This window comes from Stenotrophomonas maltophilia (genome assembly GCF_001676385.1).
GTDB lineage: Bacteria > Pseudomonadota > Gammaproteobacteria > Xanthomonadales > Xanthomonadaceae > Stenotrophomonas > Stenotrophomonas maltophilia_J.
On record NZ_LYVJ01000012.1, the window covers coordinates 97,817 to 115,658 of the forward strand.

Genomic DNA, 17,842 nt, shown 5'->3' on the forward strand with positions numbered 1-17,842 from the left:
GGGTCTTGCAGCTGCGCCCCCGCATAGCCGGGATTGCAAACTGTGACCTTCGTCCGTCTCTTGTCCTTCGCCACGCATTCCAGGGCCGCCCTGCTCTGCATCCTGCTGTCACTGCCGGCCCTGGCCGGCGCCCAGGACTGGAATTACCGGGTACGGCCCGGCGACACCCTGTGGGACCTCGGCGGCCTGTACCTGAAGCCTTCGGTGCGCTGGCAGCAGCTGCAGCAGCACAACCGCATCGACAACCCCTACCAGCTGCCCCCCGGGCGGCTGCTGCGCTTCCCGATCAGCTGGCTGCGCGTCGAACCTGCGCCGGCACGCGTGCTGTCGGTGCGGGGCAAGGTCGAACTGTCGGGAGCCGACGGCAGCGCCACCCGCACGCTGCGTGCCGGCGAACAGCTGCGCATCGGTGACACCGTGGCGACCGCAGGCGAGTCCAGCGTCACGCTGGAATTCGCCGATGCCTCGCGCCTGCAGCTGCGCGAGTACTCCCGCCTGCGCCTGGACCAGCTCAGCCGCTACGGCCACACGGGCATGGTCGACACCCGCCTGCGCCTGCAGCAGGGCCGCGCCAGCAACCGCGTCACGCCCGCCCGGGGCCCGGCGTCGCGCTACATCATCGATGCACCGACCGCGACCAGCAGCGTGCGCGGTACCGTGTTCCGGGTCAGTGCCGGCGACACCGGTCATGCCGGGGCCACCGAAGTCCTGCAGGGCAAGGTCGAGGTCGGCAACACCCACGGCCAGCGCATGGTCCGCCCCGGACAGGCCAGCCGCAGCAGCAGCGCCGACGCGGCACCGGACGCGGCCTCCGCCCTGCTGCCTGCCCCACAGCTGCGCAGCGACGAGCTGCGACTGGCGCCACTGCCCGCACTGCTGGCCTGGGAACCGGTCGCAGGCGCCACTCACTACCGCGTGGAAGTGGTGCAGGCGGCCACGCCGGAGATCCTGCTGTTCGCCGCCAACACCGCCGACACCCGGCTGGCGATCGGCGACCTTCCACCGGGCCAGTTGCGGGTCCTGCTGCGCGCGGTCGATGCGCAGGGCGTGGAAGGGCTCGATGCCAGTGCGGACTTCGAGCTGAGCGACCAGCCCGCGCCGCCCCTGACGATTGCACCGGTGCATGGACAGACGATCAACAGCGACCGTCCGCGTTTCCGATGGAGCCAGGCGCCCGGGGCGCACAGCAGCGTCCTGCAGATTGCGGCCGAACCGGCGTTCCTGCACCCGCTGCGGGAGCAGTCCAGCACGAACACCGACCTGCGCCTGTCGCAACCCTTGCCGCCGGGCCAGTACTTCTGGCGGGTCGCTTCGCGCGATGGCAACGGCCGCCAGGGTCGTTACGGCCAGGCGCTGGCGCTGCAGCTGAGCAACGAGCCGATCGATCCTGCCCTGCAGCCGCCCGAAGCCGCACGTGGCGAGCTGACCCTGCGCTGGCAGGCCGGCAGCGCGGGCCAGCGTTACCGGGTGCAGGTCGACCGTCGCGGCGACTTCAAGGCCCCGCTGGTCGATCGCACCGTGACCGAGCCACAGGTCAGCTTCAAGCGTCCCTGGCGTGGCACCCTGCACGTGCGCGTGCAGTACATCGATGATGACGGCCACGCCGGCGAGTTCTCGCCAGCCCAGCAGATCGCGCTCCCCTGCCGCCTCTGCTATGGCGCCGGCGGCGGCGCACTGTTGCTGTGGCTGCTGCTGTGAAGCGCTCGCCGCTGTCCTGGTCGACGCGGATCCTGCTGGCGCTGCTGGCTGGCGTGCTGACCCTTCTTGTCAGCCAGAGCCAGTGGCTGTGGCGCCAGGACGAGGCGGCCTACGACGCGATGGTCGGCGCCTGGGACTACCGTCCCGACCCCAGCGTGCTGATCGTGGCCATCGACGAAGGCAGCCTGCAGCGCATTGGTCAATGGCCCTGGCCGCGTTCGGTGCATGCACGATTGCTGGACCGCCTGACCGATGCAGGCGCCGAACGCGTCGCACTGGATCTGATGCTGTCCGAGCCGGACCGCCGCGACAGCCGCCAGGATGACGCACTCGCCGCAGCAATCCGCCGCAACGGCCGGGTGATCCTGCCGGTGCTGGCCGCGCCCGCCGCCGGCGATCGCATGGCCGAGGAAATGCTGCCGATCCCGCAGATCGCTGCCAGTTCCGCCGCGATCGGCCATACCGACGTGGAAGTGGATGGTGATGGCGTCGCGCGCGGTGTGTACCTGTACGCGGGCATCGGCCAGGCGCATTGGCCGGCGCTCGGCCTTGCCCTGGCAGACCTGCCAGCGCGGACCGTGCGCGGCCTGCCGGACCCGGCCCCCGCGCTCAGTTCCCCCTATCAATGGCGGCGCGACGACTATGTGCGGGTGCGCTACGCCGGCCCGCCGGAACGCCTGCCCCAGGTCTCCTATGCCGACGTCCTCGATGGCCACGTGGACACCGCAATGCTGCGTGGCCGCCGTATCGTGGTCGGAATGACCGCCAGCGGCATCGCACCGAGGCTGCTGACCCCGACCACCCGCGAATTCTGGATGAGCGGCAGCGAGTACCAGGCCAACATCGCCTCGATGCTCCTGCAGCACAAGCAGATCGAGGTATTGCCACGCCTGTGGCAGCACGCCATCAGCGGCGTCCTTGTTGCGCTGTGCGTGATCCTGCTGGGCCTGCGCCTGCCGTGGCTGGTGGCGCTTGGCTCGTTGCCGGCGGCGCCAGTACTGAGCTGGGCACTGCTTCGCACCAGCGACCTGTGGTGGGCGCCGGCCACTGCCGTGCTCGGTATTCTGCTGGTATTGCTGGCCTGGGCGATCTGGCGCATCTCGGCCTGGCACCGGCAGGCCAACCGTGATGCCCTGACCGGCCTCGGCAACCGCCTGCGGTTCGAACAGTCATTGCAACAGGAGTGCGATGCCGCGCGGCGCAGCGGCAAGCCGCTGAGCCTGGCGCTGATCGATGTCGACCACTTCAAGCACCACAATGACCGTCACGGCCATCAGGTCGGCGATCGGGTCCTGCGCGATGTAGCCCAGCAGATCGGTGCGCATGCGCGGCGCCCCCGTGACATGGCCGCGCGCTACGGTGGCGACGAGTTCGCGCTGGTGCTGCCGGATACGCCAGCCGAGGGCGCACGGCGGGTGATCGAGGACCTGATCGCCTGCGTGCGGGCGCTGCCGCCACCGGGCGATGGCAGCGATGCCGGCGTCACGCTCACCATTGGCGTGTTCACGCGTGTACCTGACGGTGAACTGCATCCGCATCATTTCGTCGAAGGTGCCGACAGCGCCCTGTACCGGGCCAAGGCCAATGGCCGCGATGGGTACGTGATCGACACGGAAGGCTGACGGCCCCCTGCGGCGTTCAACATACGCATGCGAATGGTTAGACTGGACGCCCTGCCCCACGTCCCCGGCCCCCATGAACGCCCGCCTGTTCCGTTCCGGCATCAATCTCTGGCCGCCTTTCCTGTTCACCGGCATCCACGTCACCCGCATTACCCCCGACTATCGGCAAATCGACGTCGAACTGCGGCTGCGCCCCTGGAACCGCAACTACGTCGGTACCCACTTCGGCGGCAGCCTGTTCGCGATGACCGACCCGTTCTGGATGCTCGGCCTGCTGCACACCCTGGGCCGCGACTACTACGTCTGGGACCGGGCCGGTGCGATCGAATTCCTCAAGCCCGGCCGCGGCACCGTGCGCACCTCGTTCCGCATCGACGAGGCGTTGCTGGATGAACTACGCGCCGAGGCAGCCAGCGGTGAGAAGGTGCTGCACTGGTTCAGCAACGATGTGGTCGACGAAAGTGGCGAGGTTGTCGCCCAGGTGCGCAAGCAGGTCTACCTGCGGTTGAACCACACGCACGCTGATCCGGCGCGCGGGCGCCATCCTCTGCCTCTTCGCAATGGAGGCTCCCATGCGCTCGTATGCTCCTGTCGCACTCCGACCACCCTGCCCTTGGCCGCCCGCGCCCTGGACCTGCCGCCGGTGCAGTATCCGACGCTGCCGGCACAGGCAGCCAATGCCGCCGGTTTCGTTGCGCAGGGCTGGACGCTTGAATCGAGCGCCGAAGGCGATCTCGACCGGGACGGCTGCGCGGACCTGGTCCTGGTGCTGCGCCAGCAGGAGCCACGCAACGTCATCGAGCACGATGGTTTCGGCCCCTCGCCGTGCGACAGCAACCCGCGCATTCTCGCCGTGGCGTGGTCGCGCCAGCCCGGCTATGTGCGGGCAGTGCAGAATCATCAGTTGATCCCGCGCCAGGACAATCCGGTGATGAGCGACCCACTCGAAGACGGCAGCGCCAGCATCCAGCGGAGCACCCTGAAGGTCGTGCTGTTTTCATTCGCCAGCGCGGCAAGCTGGTCAATGGGCACGACCGCCTTCACCTTCCGCTGGCAGGAAAATGCCTTTGCGCTGATCGGCTGCGACCAGAATTCCGTGATGCGCAACTCCGGGAAGACCGAATCGGTAAGCGTGCGCAGCGAAGACAGCATCGAGCACGACAAGGACAGCGTGCGCTGGCAGCCACGGCTCAGTCGCGGGCAGCGGCGGTTGCGCCGGCGCCAGCCACCAGCGGTACGGACAACCACGGGCTCTCAGCGTTGCCACGCGGCGGCGAACGACGCGGCACCTGCAGGCGGCGCCGATCGGCGGACAGCTGCGGCGACCGCACCGGCGAGCGGAACTGCGCCGGCAACCGCTGCAGCGCCTCAACCGGGTCTTCCGCCTGCTGCCGCAACCAGCGCTGCGCACCGAGCAGGCGCAGCATCGCCGCCGCGTCCTGGGACCGTGACGAATACGCGGGATAGGCGGGCGCGGCCATCTCGGTCAGTACGCACCCCATCACATTGGACAGGCAACCGAAATCCCGCCGCGGCGGCGCCTCTACCGGCAGCGGCCGATCGGCCTCCAGCGCGGCCATGGCGGCTGCGCCGCAGGCCCAGCCAAGATTGCCGGCTACGCGCGCCAAGGTGCTGTTCCGATCCAGCATCAGGACGCCACCAGATTCCTGCGCCGAGGACTCGATCGCCGCCCGGCTCATCGCGTACTCGCCCTGCATGGCACGGCACAGGCTCTGTTCCTCGGCCCTCAACGGTTCCATGGCCGGTTCGCATTCCGCTGGCAGGGGATGGTCGGCAGGCAATTCGACCAGCATGTCGGCCAGCAACTGGGCATGGGCCTGCACAAGGCTGGCACCGACGATGCTCTCGACCAGATAGCTGCCGCCGGGCACCAGCCGCCGGCCCAGCTGCAGGCCCCGGCAGGCGCCACGCAGGGCACCGTCGATATCGCCCTGCACGTAGGCCAGCGCGCGCGCACTGGTAGCGTCCATCACCAGGCCATAGGCCGGCAACGGGACCAGAATGCCCTTGCCCTTCGGCTGGAACGGCGACGCGAAGTAGTCCGCTTCGGCGAGCTGATCCACCCGCCCATGCAACTGCTGGTGCCCGGCGTGGGCCTCCACGAAGCGTTGCGGGTCCGCGCGGACCTGGGCGAGGCAGCCGCTGGCGGCCGGCCCGCAACTGGCTGAAGGCCGTAATTGCAGCTCGACGTGGTCCTCTGCCAGTTGCGGACGGGCGCCGCCATTGCCGCGCGGGTCCGCCTCCCAGCGCTGTACATCCCGGGCCAGCGCCTGATCGCGCTGCCGGGCATCGAGGTCATCGAACGGCAGCGTCCACAACAGTGCATATCCATTGTGGCCGGTCACCGGCAGGCGTGCTTCCAATCGCTGCTGGGCCTGCAGTCGCGAGTCCGGCACGGGCCATAGGCGCGAGGCACACCACACCACGATGGCCAACACCAGCAGGCCCGCCAGTGTCCAGCCCAGTCCGCGCAGAATCTTCAACACAGCTTCCCTTCCATGGCTCGTTGCCGCAGTCGATCCGCCAGCGTAATCGACCGGCAGTGACCGCTACAATGCGCGCATGTCGCTCGAAGCCCCCGCCCTGGTCCCCCGCCCCTCCCTGCAGCGCCTGTTCCTGACCGGCCTGCTGACCCTGCTGCCGATCTGGCTGACCTGGGTCGTGGTCAAGTTCGTGTTCGTGCTGCTGTCAGGCATTTCCAGCCCGCTGGTGGTGCCTCTTTCAGAGCAGATCGCGACCAGCTTCCCGCACTACCTCGGCTGGGTGCGCGCCGAGTGGATCCAGAACACCATTGCCCTGCTGGCCACCCTGCTGGTCATCCTGGCAGTGGGCGTGGCCAGCCGCCGCGTGCTCGGGCAGCGCCTGCTGCGTTGGGTGGGCGCGGTCATCAAGCGCATCCCCCTGGCCAGCATCATCTACGACAGCGCGAAGAAGCTGCTGGACATGCTGCAGACCGAACCGGGCAGCACCCAGCGCGTGGTGCTGATCGATTTTCCGCACCGCGACATGAAATCGATCGGCCTGGTCACGCGGGTCATCAAGGAACAGGGCAGCGACCGTGAGCTGGCCGCGGTGTACGTGCCGACCACGCCGAATCCGACCTCCGGGTACCTGGAAATCGTGCCGGTGGAACTGCTGACCCCGACCGACTGGACCGTCGACCAGGCCATGAGCTTCATCATTTCCGGCGGTGCCGTAGCGCCGTCCAGCGTACCGTTCACCCGCGCCGGCGAACGCGCCGAATGACTCCGGCACCGATCGAGCGCCCCTTGCAGGACCGCGCGGTCCTGCTGTTCATCGTGCTGGCCGCGTTCTTCTGCGGCAATGCGGTGCTGGCCGAGCTGATCGGGGTTAAGATCTTCGCGCTGGAAGATACGCTCGGCATCGATCCGCTGAACTGGAACCTGTTCGGCCAGACCGGATCGTTGAGCTTCACCGCCGGCACCCTGTTGTGGCCGGTGGTGTTCATCATGACCGATACCATCAACGAGTTCTTCGGCAAGCGCGGCGTGCGCTTCATCTCGTGGCTGGCGGTGGTGTTGATCGGCTACGGCTTCCTGTTCGCGTTCGCGGCGATCTCGCTGGCACCGGCCAGCTGGTGGGTCACATCGATGAGTGGCCACGGTGTACCTGATTACCAGGCCGCATTCGCGGCCGTGTTCGGCCAGGGCATGTGGACCATCGCCGGTTCACTGGTGGCATTCCTGCTGGGCCAGCTGATCGACGTGGCGGTCTTCCACCGCATCCGCCGGGCGACCGGCGAACGCCATGTCTGGCTGCGCGCGACCGGCTCGACCGCGGTCTCGCAGCTGGTGGACAGCTTCGTGGTGATCTGGATCGCCTTCGTGCTGGGTCCTCAGCATTGGCCGACCTCGTTGTTCCTGGCCGTCAGCAGCGTCAACTATGCCTACAAGATGGGCTTTGCCATTGCGTTGATTCCCCTGCTGTACCTGATGCGGCGCGCAATCACCCGCTACCTGGGCGCCGGACGCGCAGCCGCATTGCGGGCCACCGCTGCGGCTGACTGAAGACCCAGCAGCGGGAAGCTGACTGCGTATCCCCGCTGGCCGTACGTGACCGGATCGTGCAAGCTCCACGATCTGTGTTCCACGGAAGCTCCTGATGCCGCATTCCCTCCGCGCCCTGGCCGTCGCCGTTGCCGCGCTTTTCCTGTTCAGCGCCGTTCCACCGGCCGAAGCAGCAAAGAAGAAGGCCAGCCGCCCCGCCGCCGCGCAGACCCGGCAGGCCGCCAAGCCCAAGGCCAGGCCTGCCCGCTCCACGGCCCCGGCCCGTGGCAGTTCGGCGCGGCGCGCCGCGCCACGTCCAACCGCCCCCGCCCGCGCCGTGCCCAAGCAGGTCCAGCTGGAACGCCTGTACGACGAATACTGGGACGCCTCGATGCGGCTCAATCCGCTGCAGGCGACCTTCCAGGGCGAGCCCCGCTACAACGACCAGTTGCCGAACATCCTGTCGGCGGCCTGGCGCCAGCAGTCCCATGATTTCACCACCGAGTGGCTGGGCAAGGTGGAGAAGATCGGCAGCGATGGCCTGCAGGGCCAGGACCTGCTCAGCTACGAGATCTTCGTGCGCGATGCGCGTGCCTCCCTGGCCGCCGAGCGTTATCCGAGCTGGATGATGCCGATCAGCCAGTACTACAACATCGGCAGCATCATCGCCATTCTCGGCTCCGGTGCAGGCGCGCAGCCGTTCAACAGCGTGCAGGACTACGATGCGTGGTCGCGGCGTTCGCTGGGCATTCCCGAACTGTTCGACCAGGCCATCGACAACATGCGCCAGGGGATGAAGGCCGGCGTGGTGCAGCCGCGCGACCTGATGGAGAAAGTGCTGCCGCAGCTGGACGCGGTGATCAAGCCGAGCGCCGAGGAGAGCATCTTCTGGTCGCCGATCCGCACCATGCCGAACACCATCGCGGCCGAGGACAAGGCGCGCATCAGTGCCGAGTACAAGCGCATGATCGAACTGCGCATCATGCCGGCCTACCGCGCCCTGCGTGGCTTCATCGCCACCGAATACCTGCCGGCCACGCGGGCCAGCAGCGGCCTGGGCGCTCTGCCCGATGGACAGGCCTGGTACGCCAACCTGATCACGCAGGCTACCGCCAGCGACCAGTCCGCTGCGCAGCTGCATGCACTGGGCGAACAGCGCGTGGAGCAGCTGCAGGCGCAGATCGCTGCGGTGATGAAGGACAACAAGCTGCGCGGCTCGCAATCGAAGCTGCTTCGCAGCATGCGCAACGACCGCCAGTTCCAGTACGGCGATGCCACGGCACTGCTCAACCGCTACCGCCAGGTTCAGCAGCAGGTCAATGCTCGCCTGCCCCAGGTACTGGACACCTTGCCGAAGGCGCCGCTGGACCTGCGCGCGGTGGAACCGGAGCGGGCACTGACCGCTGCTGCCGCCGCCTACCAGCCCGCGCTGCCCGGGCAACCCGCGGTGCTGTACGTGAACACCCGCGACCTTCCCGCACGCAAGCGCTGGAACGTGCCGGTGCAGTTCCTGCATGAGGCCGTTCCCGGCCACCACGTGCAGCTGGGCCTGCAGCAGGAGCTGGCGAAACTGCCGCGCTTCCGCCGCCTCGGTGGCGATCTCGCCTTCGTCGAAGGCTGGGGCCTGTACGCCGAAACACTGGGCGAGGAACTTGGCATCTACACCGATCCCTATGACCGCATCGGCTACCTGTATTCGCGCCTGCTGCGCGCCGCGCGCGTAGTCGCCGATACCGGCGTGAACGCGCAGGGCTGGAGCAAGCAACAGGCCGTGGCCTACCTGCAGAAGACCGTGGACATGGGCAGCGAAGATGCCAATGCCGAAGTCGAGCGGATCATGGCCCAGCCCGGCCAGGCGCTCTCCAACGTGGCCGGCCTGACCGCCATCGTCACCCTGCGCGACAAGGCCAAGGCCCGCCAGGGCGCCGCCTTCGACCTGCGCCGCTTCCACGCCGAACTGCTGAAGGACGGCTCGATGCCACTGGATGTGCTGGATCGCAAGATGGAACGCTGGATGGCGCAGCCAGGCGACGCCACGCCTGCGCCTTCACCCTGATCCCACCCGGAGCCGCCATGCGCCCCGCCGTCGCCATGTTCGCCGCGATACTCGGCCTGCTGCCGTTGGCTAGCCCGGCCGCACCGGTATTGACCCCACCGGATGCAGGCGTCGACGGGCTGATGCAGGCCTACGACGGCCAGGTGCCCGGCGCCGCGGTGCTGGTGCTGCACGACGGGCAACCGGTATTCCGCCGTGGCTATGGCTTGGCGGTGATGGAAGACGGCACGGCCGTCACCCCGGCCAGCAATTTCCGCTTGGCCTCGGTCAGCAAGCAGTTCACCGCCGCGGCGGTACTGCTCCTGGTGGAGGACGGCCGGCTTGGCCTCGACCAGCCGGCCCGGCAGTGGCTGCCGGAGCTGCCGCCGGCTGCGGCGGCCATCACCCTCCGCCAGTTGCTGTCGCACACCAGCGGCCTGCTCGACTACGAAGACCTGATGGACCCCTCCGACAGTCGCCAGGTCCATGACGCCGATGTGCTGACCCTGCTGTCACGCGAAGACCGCCTGGACTTCGCGCCCGGCACGCGCTACCGCTACAGCAACAGTGGCTATGCGCTGCTGGCATTGATTGTGGGCCGCGCCTCCGGCCAGGGTTTCGCCACCTTCCTGCGGCAGCGCATCTTCCGCCCGCTGGGCATGGCCCACACTGTGGCCCACCAGGACGGCATCGACCACGTGGCGGCACGCGCCTATGGCTACAGCTGGCTCGGCGGCCACTGGCAGCGCACCGACCAGAGCACCACCAGCGCCGTGCTCGGCGACGGCGGCATCTATTCCTCGCTGGACGACCTCGCCCGCTGGGATGCAGCGCTGTACGACGACCGCCTGCTGTCGGCGGCCTCGCGCAGCGCGATGTTCAGCCCGGCCACGGCAACCCCGGAGCCGGACGTACCGCACTACGGTTTCGGTTGGCGCCTGAATGGCCAGGCCCAGTGGCACAGCGGCGAGAGCATCGGCTTCCGCAACGTGATCGTGCGCTATCCGGAAAAACACCTGACCGTGATCGTGCTGACCAACCGCAACGATCCCGAACCTTATCCGCTGGCGCTGAAGATCGCCCAGCGCTGGCTGGACACCCTGCAATGACGCCCGATTCAGACGCCCTGCTGGGCCTCCACCACGCCGCACTGATCTGCAGCGACTATGCGCGCTCGAAGGATTTCTACGTGCGCATCCTGGGACTGCGGGTGCTGGCCGAGAACCATCGTGCCGCGCGCGACTCGTGGAAGCTGGACCTGGCCCTGCCCGACGGAGGCCAGCTGGAGCTGTTCTCCTTCCCCGCGCCACCACCGCGCCCCAGCCGTCCCGAAGCGCAGGGCCTGCGCCACCTCGCGTTCCGGGTCGCCACGCTGGAGCCGTTCATCCAGCGCCTGGCCGCGCACGGCGTGGCCTGCGAGCCGATCCGCGTGGACGAATACACCGGCGCCCGCTTTACCTTCTTCGCCGACCCGGACGACCTGCCGCTGGAGCTGTACGAAGTCGGTTGATCCCGCATTCCCACCGTCCGTCTTATCCACGCATGGCGTGGATCTGCTGTGTCGACCAAGGTCAACACCTACCAACAGCCGCAGAAGTCTGTCAGAGGTGGGGCGGTGTGGGTGGGTAGGACCGTTGGCGCCATGGATGGCGCCATCGAGCCCCCAGGGGTGAGGGCGCTTTGCTTGCGAAGCACTGCTTCGCAAGCGCCCGAACGCACAGCCGCCAGCGGCTGGGCCGGACCCCGGAGGGGGGTTTACGGCGTGTCCTGCCCACCCACACCGCCCCGCCATCCTCGGGAGTCCCGCCGTTGCGGTTGCGGTTGCGGTTGCCTCTGCGGGTGCAGGGCGCAGCCCTGCAAAGCCCCCCTTCCCCATACCCCGCCGAATGGGTATACAGTCGACCTGTCCCGGCGCTGTGCCGGAATGAACCCTGGGAGGGGACCATGCGCAAGACCTTCAAGACCGTGCTGCTGGCACTGCCGCTGTGCCTGGCCGCGCTCTCGGCGCAGGCCGCCGACAGCGCCGCCGGTCGCTGGAAGACCATCGACGACAAGACCGGCCGGGTGAAGTCGATCGTCGAGATCACCCAGGCCGCCGATGGCACGCTCACCGGCAAGGTCGTCGACATCCTGCATTCGGACAAGGGCCCGAATCCGGTCTGCGACGGCTGCGAAGGCGCCAACCGGAACAAGCCGGTGAAGGGCATGACCATCCTCTGGAACCTGAAGCCCGATGGCGCACGCAAGTGGTCCGGCGGCACCATCCTCGACCCGGCCAACGGCAAGACCTACAAGTCGAAGATCGAACTGCAGCCCGGCGGCACCCGGCTGGACGTGTCCGGCTGCATCGCCTTCATCTGCCGCGCGCAGACCTGGCAACGCGAATAAGCGACCCGGCGGCTTGACCCCCGTGACCCGGCCCCGGCCGGGTCACGCCGTTGCGGGCATGCGATAATCTTCGGTTCCCCTTGGATCCACCCCGCGACCATGACCCGTACCGCGCTCGTCACCACCGCCCTGCCCTACGCCAACGGCCCGCTGCACCTGGGCCACCTGGTCGGCTACATCCAGGCCGACATCTGGGTGCGCGCGCGGCGAATGAGCGGCGGCAAGGCCTGGTTCGTCTGCGCCGACGACACCCACGGCACGCCGATCATGCTGGCCGCGGAAAAGGCCGGGGTCACCCCGGAAACCTTCATCGCCAACATCCAGGCCAGTCACGAGCGTGACTTCGCCGCCTTCGGCGTCGCGTTCGATCACTACGACTCGACCAATTCGGCGGCCAACAAGGCGCTGACCGAGCAGTTCTACCTGAAGCTGGAAGCGGGCGGCCATATCAGCCGCCGCTCGGTGGCACAGTTCTACGACCCGGCCAAGGGCATGTTCCTGCCGGACCGCTACATCAAGGGCATCTGCCCGAACTGCGGCAGCCCCGACCAGTACGGCGACAACTGCGAAGTGTGCGGCGCCACCTACAACCCGACCGACCTGAAGGAACCGAAGTCGGTGATCTCCGGTGCCACGCCCGAGATCCGCGATTCGGAACACTTCTTCTTCGAGGTCGGCCGCTTCGAGGGGTTCCTGCGCGATTGGCTGGCTGGCGATGTCGCCCTGCCCGGAGTCAAGGCCAAACTGATGGAATGGCTGGATGCCGAAGGTGGCCTGCGCGCGTGGGACATCTCGCGTGACGCGCCGTACTTCGGATTCCAGATTCCCGGCCAGCCGGGCAAGTACTTCTACGTCTGGCTGGACGCCCCGATCGGCTACCTGTCCAGCTTCCAGACCCTGTGCGGCACGCTCGGCGAGGACTTCCAAGCCCATCTGCGCGCCGGCACCGCCACCGAGCTGCACCACTTCATCGGCAAGGACATCGTCAACTTCCACGGCCTGTTCTGGCCTGCGGTGCTGCACGGTACCGGGCACCGCGCGCCGACCCGCCTGCACGTCAATGGCTACCTGACGGTGGATGGCGCCAAGATGAGCAAGTCGCGCGGCACCTTCGTGATGGCCCGTACCTTCCTCGACGCCGGCCTGGAACCGGAAGCGCTGCGCTACTACTACGCTGCCAAGTCCAGCGGTGGCGTGGACGATCTCGACCTGAACCTGGGTGACTTCATCGCCCGCGTCAATGCCGACCTGGTCGGCAAGTTCGTCAACCTGGCCAGCCGCTGCGCCGGCTTCATCAGCAAGCGCTTCGACGGCCAGCTGGCGGCGCAGCTGCCCGATGCCGCGCAGTACCAGCGCTTCGTCGAGGGCCTGGCGCCGATCCGTGAAGCGTACGAGCGAAACGACCCGGCCGCAGCGATCCGCTTGACGATGGCGCTGGCCGACGAAGCCAACCGCTACATCGACGACGTCAAGCCGTGGGTCATCGCCAAGCAGGAAGGCGCCGACGCACAGCTGCAGGCGGTGTGCAGCCAGGGCCTGAACCTGTTCCGCGTGCTGGTCACCGCACTGAAGCCGGTACTGCCGGCCACCGCCGCACAGGCGGAAGCATTCCTGGCCGCGCCGGTGAACGACTGGACCGAGCTGGTGCGGCCGCTGCTGGGCCACCGCATTACCGACTACACCCCGCTGTTCACCCGTATCGACCCGAAGAAGATTGACGCCATGATCGACGCCTCCAAGGACACCCTGCAGCCGGCCGCCGCTGCCGCCCCCGCTGCCAAGACCGAAGCCGCCAAGCCAGCTGCACCGGCTGCGGCCAGCGCCGAGGCGCCGGCCTACATCGGCATCGACGACTTCGCCAAGCTTGACCTGCGCATCGGCAAGGTGCTGGTGTGCGAGTTCGTCGAAGGCTCGGACAAGCTGCTGCGCTTCGAACTGGACGCTGGCGACCTGGGCAGGCGCCAGATCTTCTCCGGCATCCGCGGCAGCTACGGCGAGCCGGAGAAGCTGGTCGGCCGCAGCGTGGTGTTCATCGCCAACCTGGCCCCGCGCAAGATGCGCTTCGGCCTGAGCGAAGGCATGATCCTGTCGGCCGGTTTCGACGGTGGCGCACTGGCGCTGCTGGACGCCGACAGCGGCGCGCAGCCGGGCATGCCGGTCCGCTGAGGCCGCGCAGCGGGCGGCGCCCGCCACCGGCATCGGCCAGGGACAAAGCAAGCAGAGGCAACGGAATGGAACTGGCACTGTTCGACTTCGACCACACCGTGACCACCTGCGATACCTATGGCCGCTTCCTGCGCCGCGTAGCGACCGCCGAACAGCTGGCGCAGGCATGGTGGAAGGTTGGGCCATGGCTGGCTGCGTACAGGCTGAAGCTGATCTCGGCCGAACGCATCCGCGCCCGCGTCACCCGCCTGACCTTCAGCGACCGCTACAGCGACGACATCGCCACCCTGGCCACCGGCTTCGCGCGCGAGGTCCTGCCCGACGTGGTACGCCCGGAGATGCTGGAGCAGATCCGTTGGCACAAGGCACAACAGCACACCGTGGTGATCGTGTCCGGTTCGCTGGACCTGTACCTGAAGCCCTGGTGCGAACAGTTGGGCCTGCAGCTGATCTGCAACCGGCTGGAAAGCCGCGACGGCCGCCTGACCGGTCGCTATGCCGACGGCGACTGCGGCCCGCGCAAGGCCGAGCACATCCGCCGCCGGTTCGACCTTTCGGATTACGTGCGCATCCATGCCTACGGCGACAGCGCCGAGGATCGGCCAATGCTGGCGCTGGCCCACGAACGCTGGTTCCGTGGCAAACCCCTGAAGTAACACCAACGCGCAGCCTTCGCCACGCATGAGCCTGATTCCGCCCCTGACCGAACGCCTCGACCGCCTGCTGCCGCAGACCCAATGCGGGCAATGCGGCTACGACGGCTGCCGCCCGTACGCGCAGGCGATGGCGCGCGGCGAGGCCGGTGTGGACCGCTGCCCCCCGGGCGGCGACGCGGGCGCGCGTGCCCTGGCGCAGGTACTGGGCGTGCCGGCGACGCCGTTCGACCGCTCGCGCGGCGCGCACAAGCCGCCGCAGGTGGCGTTGATCGTGGAAGCCGACTGCATCGGCTGCACCAAATGCATCCAGGTCTGCCCGGTGGACGCCATCGTCGGCGGCGCCAAGTACATGCACACGGTGATTGCCGACCTGTGCACCGGCTGCGAGCTCTGCATCCCGCCCTGCCCGGTCGACTGCATCGAGCTGGTGCCGGCCTAGCCACCCGCACGGCACGGGGCGACGGAACAATGCTGCGCGGTCCTAGAACGCCATTCTGAAACCCGCGGTCGCGGTGACGATATAGCTGCCAGCGAAATCCGCATCCACGTCGACCTGGCCGTAGATCGCATAACGCTCGGCCCAACCATGGTGGATTCCCGCGGCCACGTTGCCCCAGGTCCGCTCCATGCGGCTGGACGCCGGCACATCGGCGACCCGCACCCGGGTTCCGTCCAGGAATTCATGCTTGACGTTGACGACACCGTAGACGCTGGACTCCCCGTTCACGCGGCCCGCCTGCCCATCGCGCCTGTAGTCCAGCCCAACACCGACACGGGCCAGCAGGCTGTCGCCCCTGTCGCTGTCGACGTGCACGCCGAACAGGTCGTTGAACCCCGCAAAGCGGGTCGATACATACGTGACCTGTGACTGTGGGACCAGGGCCAGTCGCGGGTTCAGTGCAAACGCCTTGCCTGCTTCGATGCCCAGCCCATAGCTGCTTGCATGGCGGCCGCGCTTCAACCTGCCCGCCAGGCGGGAATCCAGATTGCTCTCGTACCAGGTCGCCTGGGCCTGGGCGTCGATATACAGGCCGTTCCTGCCGTACCAGGTCAACGTCGGCATCAGCCCATAGCTCGTGGTCTCGATCTTGCCGTCGCCATGCACCGAATACACGTCCGTATCGGCTTTGCCATAGTTCAGTGCGATGCCACCCACCAGGCGGTTCCCCTCATCCTGGCCGGCGAGAAGACCGTCGGCACCGAATTGCACCTTCCAGCCATCGATGTCCTGGCGGGCGCTTGTGGTTGACGAGGAAGGCTCCAGCCGGCTCGAGCTGCTCTCGATGCGACTCCAGGCTCCGTTGCGGCCGGTATCCGCGGGGTCGTAGAGGCGATTGCCCACGCGTTGGCGCAGGGTCGGCAATCGCCCCAGGTTGAGCAGCGTGTTGGCGTAGGCCTCATAGACCGGCACGCCGGGCTGATAAAGCAACGGGGGCTCGGTCTCGGGCGCCCCTCCTTCAACCGGCGGTGTCCCTCCCCCGCCTGCTGGCGAACCTGGCTCGGTTGGCGGGACAGCAGGGTTCGTCAGCGATGATCGCAGGTACCAGCCGCCGTCTTTCGGATCCTGCTGCAGGACATAACCATAGGCACCTGCCACCAGGGCGGGGCGCCCTTCGATGACGTAGTCGCCGTTGGCCAGATTGAACTGACCCGCCGAAACACCATTCACCTGCACGACCTGGATGCCGCGTTGGGTCAACCCGCCCGCACCGCCCATGTTCCTTACCGTAACCGGCGTGGCACCGGAGGTGTCGCCGATGACAATCAACCTGTCGGTTGGCGAATCATCACCGCCCAGCAGGGTGCGGATCTCCAGGTTGCCGCCCTGCGCCGCATAGTTGCCCGCAACCGTCAGGGTGCCAAATCCAGTGCGCGGCCCGGGGGCGATGGTTCCCTGGTTGATCGTCGAGCCGACGCGCCCCGTACCGGTCAGCCGCGCGCCCTCCAGCACGTTCATGGGCCCGCCGAGAATGCCATCCACCTGCAGGGTGCCGGCCTGGACATTGGTGGTTCCCGTGAAAGCGGTGCTGTCACCCGACAGCGTCAGCGTACCGGCGCCGAGCTTGTCGAGTCGGGACGTTCCCGAGAACGCGGACATCACCCCCACTTCATGGCCGTTGGTATCGAATGAAGCACCCTCGCTTCCGATCGCCTGCTCGAGAAACCCGTTCAGGAAGTTGGCCTTGTCACGACTGGCACGCAACACGCCGCCATCCAGGTTGAACGTGGCATCGCCGGCGCCCTTGATGACCGAGCCGGTCTCCAGCACGCCGCGGCCGCTGGCATCGCCAAGGAGGTTCAGCGTGCCGGTGGCCGTGCTGTCGACGGTGACCCAGGTATCGCTGCCGGCGATTGCCAGTCCGCCCTTGGCAACGTCCAGGGTTCCGGTGCCTGCCGAGCCGATTTCGATGCGGTCGCTTGCGGCCAGCGTGGACACATCGGCCGTCGTGCTGGAAACGGTCACCCTGCCGACGCCACCGGCCTGGTTGCCGATGTAGACCGTGGCGGCGGCGCCTGGCGCTGACGATCCCACGGTACCGACGCTCGCGCCTTCCAGGACACTCAGGTCGCCCACGCCCTCGTAGCCGACGTAGATGTTGTTGTACGGATCCCAGACGGAGGCCGGTCCCGATACCGTCACGCTGCCCTCGCTGCCGGCACCCTGCCCGATCAGTGCCTGGCCGCCGTGGACGGCGCCCCCCTCCTCGATGCGCAGCGCGCCCTTGCCAAGGGCACCGATCTGCAATGCATTCGTCACAGCGAGATTCCAGGTGGAGCCGGCCCCGGACACCAGCACGTCGCCCACGCTGCCGGCGTCTGTACCGATCACGGCGGACTCGCCATGGGCCAGGCCTCCGTCCAGGATCCTCAGCGTTCCGCTGCTGCCCGCCTGCCCGCCGATGTACACCCCACCGAGGCTGGTCCAGGTGGATGCGACGTCACTGCCATCACGGCCTGTCACCGTAAGCGTGCCTACGCCCCCGTTGCCGTTTCCGATATAGGCCCAGGCATTGGACACCGAGCCCCCGGCCTGGATGGTCACCGTCCCGGGCAGGGTATCGCCCACGATCAGATCACCGCCGACGTCCCAGTCCGGTGACTGCACGGCCCCAGGCAGCACCTCACCCGTACTGGAGACCGACTGGGCATGGGCTGGTTGCCCGGCAGTGGCCCCATAGAACATGAAAACGGCCGACGTCAGCCATCCCGCACCCCGGTTCCTGGCAGCGACCATGCCCCCCTCCCCCT

At 67.9% G+C, this 17,842-nt stretch carries 15 protein-coding genes and 1 pseudogene; 12 read left to right on the plus strand and 4 right to left on the minus strand.

What is annotated here, in order from left to right; all coding sequences use genetic code 11:
* Window positions 1-42: 42 nt before the first annotated feature.
* The 3 genes and pseudogenes from A9K58_RS15690 to A9K58_RS19215 all read left to right on the plus strand — a co-directional run.
* Entirely contained in the window at window positions 43-1,698 is a 1,656-nt protein-coding gene (locus A9K58_RS15690; RefSeq protein ID WP_065200227.1) for a FecR family protein, read from the plus strand.
* Entirely contained in the window at window positions 1,695-3,320 is a 1,626-nt protein-coding gene (locus A9K58_RS15695) for a CHASE2 domain-containing protein (protein ID WP_065200228.1), read from the plus strand. Before A9K58_RS15690 ends, A9K58_RS15695 begins: the two co-directional genes overlap by 4 nt.
* A 73-nt stretch (window positions 3,321-3,393) precedes the next feature.
* Window positions 3,394-3,825, plus strand: a pseudogene (locus tag A9K58_RS19215) (DUF4442 domain-containing protein); the annotation flags it as partial.
* On the opposite strand, the gene A9K58_RS19555 reads toward A9K58_RS19215, so the two are convergent.
* The 3 genes from A9K58_RS19555 to A9K58_RS15710 are packed head-to-tail and all read right to left on the minus strand — an operon-like array spanning window position 3,715 to window position 5,827.
* Window positions 3,715-4,221 (minus strand): hypothetical protein, encoded by a 507-nt coding sequence (locus A9K58_RS19555; protein ID WP_065200229.1) that lies wholly within the window; start codon window positions 4,219-4,221, stop codon window positions 3,715-3,717. The pseudogene A9K58_RS19215 and the gene A9K58_RS19555 sit on opposite strands and share 111 nt — an antisense overlap.
* Entirely contained in the window at window positions 4,221-4,472 is a 252-nt protein-coding gene (locus tag A9K58_RS19560; protein WP_065200230.1) for a hypothetical protein, read from the minus strand. Before A9K58_RS19560 ends, A9K58_RS19555 begins: the two co-directional genes overlap by 1 nt.
* 38 nt (window positions 4,473-4,510) lie before the next feature.
* Complete coding sequence (locus A9K58_RS15710) at window positions 4,511-5,827, minus strand: hypothetical protein (RefSeq protein WP_065200231.1); 1,317 nt, start codon at window positions 5,825-5,827, stop codon at window positions 4,511-4,513.
* Between the two features lie 76 nt (window positions 5,828-5,903).
* On the opposite strand from A9K58_RS15710, the gene A9K58_RS15715 reads away from it, so the two are divergent.
* From A9K58_RS15715 to rnfB, 9 genes are all read left to right on the plus strand, one after another.
* Window positions 5,904-6,587, plus strand: coding sequence for a DUF502 domain-containing protein (locus A9K58_RS15715; RefSeq protein WP_065200232.1), 684 nt, complete (start codon window positions 5,904-5,906; stop codon window positions 6,585-6,587).
* Window positions 6,584-7,369 (plus strand): queuosine precursor transporter, encoded by a 786-nt coding sequence (locus tag A9K58_RS15720; protein WP_065200233.1) that lies wholly within the window; start codon window positions 6,584-6,586, stop codon window positions 7,367-7,369. Before A9K58_RS15715 ends, A9K58_RS15720 begins: the two co-directional genes overlap by 4 nt.
* A gap of 94 nt (window positions 7,370-7,463) precedes the next feature.
* On the plus strand, window positions 7,464-9,404 hold the full coding sequence (locus tag A9K58_RS15725) for a DUF885 domain-containing protein (protein WP_065200234.1): 1,941 nt from the start codon (window positions 7,464-7,466) through the stop codon (window positions 9,402-9,404).
* A 17-nt stretch (window positions 9,405-9,421) separates the two neighbouring features.
* The gene (locus tag A9K58_RS15730) at window positions 9,422-10,492 is read left to right on the plus strand and encodes a serine hydrolase domain-containing protein (protein ID WP_065200235.1); all 1,071 of its coding nucleotides are present in this window, start codon (window positions 9,422-9,424) and stop codon (window positions 10,490-10,492) included.
* A complete protein-coding gene (gene gloA2 / locus A9K58_RS15735; protein WP_065200236.1) occupies window positions 10,489-10,893 on the plus strand; it encodes an SMU1112c/YaeR family gloxylase I-like metalloprotein in 405 nt (134 codons plus the stop codon). The genes A9K58_RS15730 and gloA2 overlap by 4 nt, the downstream gene beginning before the upstream one ends.
* A gap of 434 nt (window positions 10,894-11,327) precedes the next feature.
* Complete coding sequence (locus A9K58_RS15740) at window positions 11,328-11,771, plus strand: DUF2147 domain-containing protein (RefSeq protein ID WP_065200237.1); 444 nt, start codon at window positions 11,328-11,330, stop codon at window positions 11,769-11,771.
* A 99-nt stretch (window positions 11,772-11,870) separates the two neighbouring features.
* Complete coding sequence (gene metG, locus A9K58_RS15745) at window positions 11,871-13,937, plus strand: methionine--tRNA ligase (RefSeq protein WP_065200238.1); 2,067 nt, start codon at window positions 11,871-11,873, stop codon at window positions 13,935-13,937.
* A 65-nt stretch (window positions 13,938-14,002) separates the two neighbouring features.
* Window positions 14,003-14,593: an HAD family hydrolase gene (locus A9K58_RS15750; protein WP_065200239.1), complete on the plus strand. Its 591-nt coding sequence runs from the start codon at window positions 14,003-14,005 to the stop codon at window positions 14,591-14,593.
* 25 nt (window positions 14,594-14,618) lie between these two features.
* A complete protein-coding gene (gene rnfB / locus A9K58_RS15755; RefSeq protein WP_065200240.1) occupies window positions 14,619-15,032 on the plus strand; it encodes an Rnf electron transport complex subunit RnfB in 414 nt (137 codons plus the stop codon).
* 42 nt (window positions 15,033-15,074) lie between these two features.
* Here rnfB and A9K58_RS15760 read toward each other — a convergent pair whose 3' ends face one another.
* The gene (locus A9K58_RS15760; RefSeq protein WP_065200241.1) at window positions 15,075-17,828 is read right to left on the minus strand and encodes an autotransporter family protein; all 2,754 of its coding nucleotides are present in this window, start codon (window positions 17,826-17,828) and stop codon (window positions 15,075-15,077) included.
* Window positions 17,829-17,842: the final 14 nt, after the last annotated feature.

Bases quoted from the DNA above. Each gene is read 5' to 3' on its own strand.
- rnfB (WP_065200240.1), top strand. From the start codon at position 14,619: ATGAGCCTGATTCCGCCCCTGACCGAACGCCTCGACCGCCTGCTGCCG.
- A9K58_RS15760 (WP_065200241.1), bottom strand. From the start codon at position 17,828: ATGGTCGCTGCCAGGAACCGGGGTGCGGGATGGCTGACGTCGGCCGTT.
- gloA2 (WP_065200236.1), top strand. From the start codon at position 10,489: ATGACGCCCGATTCAGACGCCCTGCTGGGCCTCCACCACGCCGCACTG.
- A9K58_RS15720 (WP_065200233.1), top strand. From the start codon at position 6,584: ATGACTCCGGCACCGATCGAGCGCCCCTTGCAGGACCGCGCGGTCCTG.
- A9K58_RS15725 (WP_065200234.1), top strand. From the start codon at position 7,464: ATGCCGCATTCCCTCCGCGCCCTGGCCGTCGCCGTTGCCGCGCTTTTC.
- metG (WP_065200238.1), top strand. From the start codon at position 11,871: ATGACCCGTACCGCGCTCGTCACCACCGCCCTGCCCTACGCCAACGGC.
- A9K58_RS15730 (WP_065200235.1), top strand. From the start codon at position 9,422: ATGCGCCCCGCCGTCGCCATGTTCGCCGCGATACTCGGCCTGCTGCCG.
- A9K58_RS15750 (WP_065200239.1), top strand. From the start codon at position 14,003: ATGGAACTGGCACTGTTCGACTTCGACCACACCGTGACCACCTGCGAT.
- A9K58_RS15740 (WP_065200237.1), top strand. From the start codon at position 11,328: ATGCGCAAGACCTTCAAGACCGTGCTGCTGGCACTGCCGCTGTGCCTG.
- A9K58_RS19560 (WP_065200230.1), bottom strand. From the start codon at position 4,472: ATGCTGTCTTCGCTGCGCACGCTTACCGATTCGGTCTTCCCGGAGTTG.
- A9K58_RS15715 (WP_065200232.1), top strand. From the start codon at position 5,904: ATGTCGCTCGAAGCCCCCGCCCTGGTCCCCCGCCCCTCCCTGCAGCGC.
- A9K58_RS19555 (WP_065200229.1), bottom strand. From the start codon at position 4,221: ATGATTCTGCACTGCCCGCACATAGCCGGGCTGGCGCGACCACGCCAC.